The organism is Anaerotruncus sp. 1XD42-93 (assembly GCF_009917605.1).
Taxonomy (GTDB): domain Bacteria; phylum Bacillota; class Clostridia; order Oscillospirales; family Ruminococcaceae; genus Anaerotruncus.
Genome location: NZ_QZEG01000094.1, coordinates 1 through 5781 on the forward strand (window position 1 = coordinate 1; position 5781 = coordinate 5781).

General features: G+C 55.3%; 8 protein-coding genes. 2 read left to right on the forward strand and 6 right to left on the reverse strand.

The window, feature by feature from the left end; genetic code table 11:
* A partial coding sequence (locus D5269_RS16570; RefSeq protein WP_120487039.1) for a relaxase/mobilization nuclease domain-containing protein occupies positions 1-1157 on the reverse strand: 1157 nt, incomplete at its 3' end.
* Between the two features lie 24 nt (positions 1158-1181).
* Positions 1182-1850 carry a CHC2 zinc finger domain-containing protein gene (locus D5269_RS16575; protein WP_120487043.1) on the reverse strand — a complete coding sequence of 223 codons (669 nt, stop codon included), beginning with the start codon at positions 1848-1850 and terminating at the stop codon, positions 1182-1184.
* 162 nt (positions 1851-2012) lie between these two features.
* Here D5269_RS16575 and D5269_RS16580 point away from each other — a divergent pair, with 162 nt between their 5' ends.
* A complete protein-coding gene (locus D5269_RS16580) occupies positions 2013-2330 on the forward strand; it encodes a hypothetical protein (protein WP_207709157.1) in 318 nt (105 codons plus the stop codon).
* Positions 2331-2385: 55 nt separating this feature from the next.
* Here the strand turns inward: D5269_RS16580 and D5269_RS16585 are convergent, their stop codons facing one another.
* A complete protein-coding gene (locus D5269_RS16585) occupies positions 2386-2553 on the reverse strand; it encodes a hypothetical protein (protein ID WP_158605050.1) in 168 nt (55 codons plus the stop codon).
* A 22-nt stretch (positions 2554-2575) separates the two neighbouring features.
* A complete protein-coding gene (locus D5269_RS16590) occupies positions 2576-2869 on the reverse strand; it encodes a hypothetical protein (protein WP_120487041.1) in 294 nt (97 codons plus the stop codon).
* A 164-nt stretch (positions 2870-3033) separates the two neighbouring features.
* Here D5269_RS16590 and D5269_RS16595 point away from each other — a divergent pair, with 164 nt between their 5' ends.
* A complete protein-coding gene (locus D5269_RS16595; protein WP_120487042.1) occupies positions 3034-3483 on the forward strand; it encodes an SMI1/KNR4 family protein in 450 nt (149 codons plus the stop codon).
* A gap of 130 nt (positions 3484-3613) precedes the next feature.
* Here D5269_RS16595 and mobC read toward each other — a convergent pair whose 3' ends face one another.
* Complete coding sequence (gene mobC / locus D5269_RS16600; protein WP_074661594.1) at positions 3614-3943, reverse strand: plasmid mobilization relaxosome protein MobC; 330 nt, start codon at positions 3941-3943, stop codon at positions 3614-3616.
* The coding region (locus tag D5269_RS16605) for a helicase-related protein (protein ID WP_347707310.1) at positions 3940-5781 on the reverse strand (1842 nt) is incomplete at its 5' end. The genes D5269_RS16605 and mobC, both read right to left, overlap by 4 nt.

The following is a 5781-nucleotide window of genomic DNA, read 5'->3' on the forward strand; positions in this document are numbered from 1 at the left end:
AAAATATCCGCTTCATGTTCCGCTAAAAATTTCTTGGAATATCCCGCCTTGCGGTAGGCCGCATAGACCTCCCTGGTCTTGAAGTAGTTTATGATGTGTTTTTTCAAGGCGGCGATCTCCTGCATCCGCTGTTCCGCCGTCTTGATGGAGTCCCCCAGACCATTGAATTGGGTGACTGCCGCATCCGCCCTCGCCGCCAGTTCGTCAAAGCTGTCGATCTCGTTCTCCTGCAAAAAGCACATGACCTGTGCCATCTGTTTCAGGTTAAAGAGGGTCGCCCACCGCTGGTATCCGGCGCCCTTTCCCTCGTTCAGCTTCGCTTGAATGTCAATGAGAAGGGAGAACTTCTTGTCGTGGACCTGCTGGCTTTTCCCCGCAGACCGCTCTCTGCGTTTTCCGGCAATAGCGTCTTTCAGATCGTCCACCGTATAGCCATCACCCAACGAACTGAACCGGGCAAAACGGTCCTGCCCCCTGCATCGGATAGATGGCCGCTTGCCCGGTTTGTACTCGCACCCGGCCTCCTTCAGGAAAGAGATCAGTTCTTCAAAGTCCTTTGGTTTTCTCTGTAATGCCGCATCAATGATGGCCCGCAGGTCATCACGGTTGGAAGGCCGCTTGGGGTACTCAGTGCGCTTTTTCCGTTCCCGGTAGGGGCGCGGCTCTATGACAGAAAGCCCATGCTCCAAACACAGACGGTCACTGACCCGTTGTAGAGCCAGCCCGGACAAAAAGAAATCCCTGAACTTCCGGGTGCAGTCCAGGGCGGTGGAATTGAAGATGATGTGGTTGTGGATGTGCGCCCGGTCGGTGTGGGTGGCAACGATAAAAGCGTGTTTCCCCTTGGTGAAGCGCATCCCCAACTCATAGCCGATACGGTTGGCCTCCTCCGGCGTGATCTCGCCCGGTTTGAAGGACTGCCGTATCTGATAGGCGATGACATCATGCTCCTGGCGGCGGCCCGTCATGTGTTCGTACTGCCGCTTTGACAGAAGGAACTCCTCATCTGCTGTCCGGGCATCGCACTCATAACTGGAGATATATTTTCCGCCCTCGGTCTTTTCCTCATTTTTGGAATAGTCCGTCCTGTCCGCCAGCGTCTGGGCGATAGTCTTGCCCTTATTGATGTGGAGCGCGATCAGCCGTGTCGCCGCCATAGCCCACCTCCCTCGTTCAAAAACTTACATTGCCAGTTCCTCCGGGAACCGTGTACTCCTCATCTTTCCGGGGAAGCTGTCCCTCTGCGGGTCGGCTGTCTCCCTGCGGTCGAAAGCGGCGATCTTCTTTTCAAGGCCGGACAGTTCCTTCTCCTTTTCCTTCACGATGGCGGTGCGCTCCTCCAGAGTGCCGGAAATCAGCTCGTCCAGCAGATACTCCACATAGTCCATTTTCTGCAAGGCTTCACAGAACAGGGGATGCCAGTCCTCGTCCTCCGGCTGCGGCGCGTATTGCTCCTTCCAGTCACGGAGCAGATGGAGGTACTCGCACAGCACACGGTAACAGCGGTTCTCCTTTTTGCGGTACTCCTGCGCCGCCGCCAGCTTGGAAATGACGGACGGCCTCCTCTGGGGCTGCCATGTTTGCAGGCCCTCATACCGCACCCCGAAATCCGCCGCCAGCTTCTCGGCGGCCCTCTTGGGGGAGAGGCCGAACATCTTGCCCACAAAGTCGATCACATCCCCGTCCTCCTGACAGCCGAAGCAGTGGAACCGCTTATCCACCTTCATGCTGGGCGTCCTGTCATCATGGAACGGACAGCAGGCCATGCCGTTCCGCTTGACCTCGATCCCGTAATGCTCCACCGCCGTCCTTGTTGGTACGGCGTCCTTGACCGCTTCAAATAAATTCATTGTCATGCCCCCTTTCCCGGTATGTAAAAGGGGCGAAAAAAGAAGGAGCGGCAATCGCCGTTCCTTCCTGTGCGCTTATCATAAACTTTCGTGCCATGCCTTGAAATCTGCCGTTAAGAGTTGTATAATCAATTTGATAAATCGAAAATTGAGGTGCATATAATGATTTTTCAAATGGCGGGTATATCAGCTTATGATGAGAATGAAGTTGAAGTATATATTATCGCCGAAAAAGGAGAAACAATTAGAATTGGAGACATTATTGCAATTCCAATGAATGACCATACTTTTGAGCAACGCGAGATTACGGCTATGTATAGAGATAGAAAAAAGTGGAAAAAAGGTAAAGGCTTATTCTCTGAAATAAAGGAGGGCGAATGGGCAGAATGTATCATTCATAATATCCATTCAGGAAGGATACATACAGTTAGTTCTCCTTACGATGAGGATTTGTTAAAAGATGGTTGGGTATGTGGTTAGCATCAACAATTCAAATTTATCAGGCAGTCATCTGTTTGGATGACTGCCTGGTTTGCTATACTTCCATGCCATCTTCCCGTGAAAGCAGGCCGCTCAAAAAATCCGCTGCCTCGCTCATGCGGTCATGCTCGTTCCCATAGGTCCACTCGGTCACAGTATCGCCGTACATCTGCTCCCGCATCCAGTCAAGCAAGGTTTGGACCTCGTTCTTCGGAAAATCCATCTTCGCACATCCTTTCAAAGGTTTATGAGTGGAGGAAAGCCCCAAGGCTGCCTGCCCACTCCCCGGCCAGTTCCACCAGGAGCATGGCGGAGAACTGGAGCGCCACGCAGACCGCCTCCAAGCCGAGCAGGATCGCCACGTTCAGCCAGTCCCGGACGCACACCTGATAGATGCCACAGGCCAGGATCACCAGCATGAACAGCCCGACCACATAGGCGGTGAGGTTGGATGCCAGTTTGCCGATGATATGGAGCGTGTAGAGCGCCAGCATCAGGGGGAGCGCCAGCAGTTTCAAAGGGAGTTTCAGAAGCCTCATATCGTATCCCGTCCTTTCCTGTTTCCTGGGTACAGTTTACCGCGCCGGCCAGCTGTCCGGCAAGGATGCCGAGTATTTAGAGGTTTTATATCAGCCACATCTTGAAGTGCAAAGTTGGGTGTGGTATAATTCAACTCGACAAATCGGAATTGGAGGAGGAGAATATGAGTATTATAGACAATATCAACGAACAATTAGTTTTTGATAAAAACAAGATATATCCCGGTGGAGAAGAACTGATTGAAAAAATAGTTGAAAAAGCGCCTATGCAGCTTCCTGCCGATTACTATGAACTTTTAGGGTGCATTTCTGGCGAGGGGAATAGTGGTGCTATTATCTTTGCAGCTAAAGAGGGACTGATTGCCATTTGGAGTGCAGAAAAAGCTTTAGGGATGCAAGATGAATTTTCCTATCTGCTTGAAGATTGCAACACCAAAGTCTGGTTCATTGGAAATGATGTTGGTGACTTAATCTATTTTTATGGACAAGGCAAAGATGGCTTTGGCATCTATCGCGGAGAGGATTGTGACCTTGAAAGTGCCGATAAAATAGCAGATACACTTACAGATTTTCTTATTAATGGGATTGGTATAGATATTGCGACGACACTATGAGAGTTCAGCGCTGGAATCTCCAGTTTATCGGGCAGTTATCCAACGTGGGTAACTGCCCGTTTCGTTGCCAATATGTAAAGAGCGCGGAATCACTCCGCGCCCTTTTGCAAAACTTTTGAAGCCCCAGCCGCTATCGGATATTGGCAAGGCGGGCAAGGGACTGTCTGGACAGCTCCCATATCTCGTCCAGCCGGGAGCGCAGGTCCTCAATGTCGGCGGCGTAGACGCTCCCAGTCTCGTTCGCCCGTTTTGCGTACTGGTTCAGGTTGGTGCTGCACCGCTGGAGCAGGACAATGAGCTGGCGCACATCTACCAGGTCCAGCCTCACGCAGATACCGTCCAGCGCCATCTTGCGGACATAGGCGCTCATGTTCAGGATGCCGGCCTCCTCCATCTTGGAGCGGATGCGCTCCTTATCTTCGGGGGAGATACGCACCTTCAGTTCTTCCTCTTTCTTCATTCGCGCTCCAGTTCCTTTCCGGGCTTTTTGTCCGGGGGTATCTCCGCCGCCCGTTTTTTCAGGTCCTCCAGAACAGAGGGCCGTTCGCCCTCACCGACCTCCTCACTGACCTCCGCCTCATCCTGGGAGATGCTCTCGTCCATACTGAGGGCGGCGTCCAGTTCCGCAAGTCTGGCGCTCTTTTCGGTAAGCTCCGCCTCCTGGGGGAAGGGCTTTGTCAATTCCACCTGTGCGGCGGCCTGCTGGTTCCGCAGGTTCTCCAACTGCTCCTGTCCCCGCTCCAGCCGTCCGGGGATACCGGCGAGGGCGTTGTCCAGCCGGGTCAGGTTGCCCCTTGCGTCCGTCCCCAGGCTGACACGGTGGCTCATCTCGCCCTTCAAGGTGATCTGGAACTGCTTCTCAAAGCTGTTGTAGAAAAGCTCCATCTGGAAGCCCCGGTAGCTGCCAATGGGGATGCCCTCGGTGCTTTTGATCTCCTTGCACAAGGCAAGGATGGCGTCCCCGGCGTCCGCCTTTTCCGCGTAATGCCTGCCGCCGACCTTCATCACCACAAAGCCCTCCTCCGGGAGCGGGTGTGCCTCCACCGTTCTCATGTCCGCCTCAAAGCCCCGGTTGCGGCTCTGCTGCGCCTCGATCTCGGCGGGGAAGTATTTCAAAAGCTGGTCCTCCAGCCGGAAGTGCTTGCTCTGGTAGTCGGCCCGGAGGACCTTCAGCTTCGCCACATACACATCAAGGTCCATCTTCTCCCGGATCAGCGGGTTTCCGGCGCACAGGGCCTTGATCTCCGCATAGGAGAGCGCCTGCTCGTCCACATCGTCACAGCTTCGGACGGGGGACTTGCTCGTCATGATCTGCGAGATGAATTTCTGCTTGTTCTCCAAGGTCTGGTAGAGGTAGGCATCGAAAGTCCCCTCCGTCACATACTGGAAAATCTGCACCTGTTTGTTGCGGTTGCCCTGCCGGATGATGCGCCCGTTGCGCTGGGTCATGTCGGCGGGGCGCCAGCCCACATCCAGGTGGTGGACGGCTACAAGGCGGTCCTGCACATTGGTCCCGGCGCCCATCTTCTGGGTGGAGCCGAGCAGGACGCGCACCTCCCCGGTCCGCACCTTGCCGAACAGCTCCTTCTTCTTCGCCTCGGTGTCGGCGTCATGGATAAAGGCGATCTCCTCACGGGGGACGCCAGCCGCCACCAGCTTGTCCCGGATGTCCTCGTAGACATTGAAAGTCCCGTCCCCCTTGGGCGTGGACAGGTCGCAGAACAACAACTGGGTCAGCCGGTCCGCCTGGCCCTCCTCCCAGATACGGAGGACATTCTGGACGCAGGCGTTCAGCTTGCTGTTGGGGTCATCGGGCAGGAGCGGGTTCATCAGCCGCTGGTCGAGGCCGATCTTGCGCCCGTCCGAGGTGATCTTGAGCATATTGTCCACCGAGGGGTCCACGCTGCCCCCGTGGACGGCGGCGGCCCGTTCGGACAAGTCGGCCACCATCTCCTTCTGTATCTCCGAGGGCTGCACCACCACGGTCTCAAACTTTGCCTCCGGCACAGGGAGGTGGAGCTGGTCGGCGGTCTTGATGTCGGCGACCTCCTTGAACATACTCATCAGCTCCGGGAGGTTGAAGAACTTGGAAAATCTTGTCCGCGCCCGGTAGCCGGGTCTCACCTCCGGCTCGGTCGGTGCTTCTAAGCGCGCTCGGCGCTTAGAGGTCGCCACTGGCGACCCGCACCCCTCCGGGGCCAGTTCCAGGGCTGTCACCGTTTCCCCGAAGCGGCTGGCCCAGCAGTCGAAATGGGTCATGTTCAATTCCTGGAGCCGCTCATACTGGAGGTAGCGTTG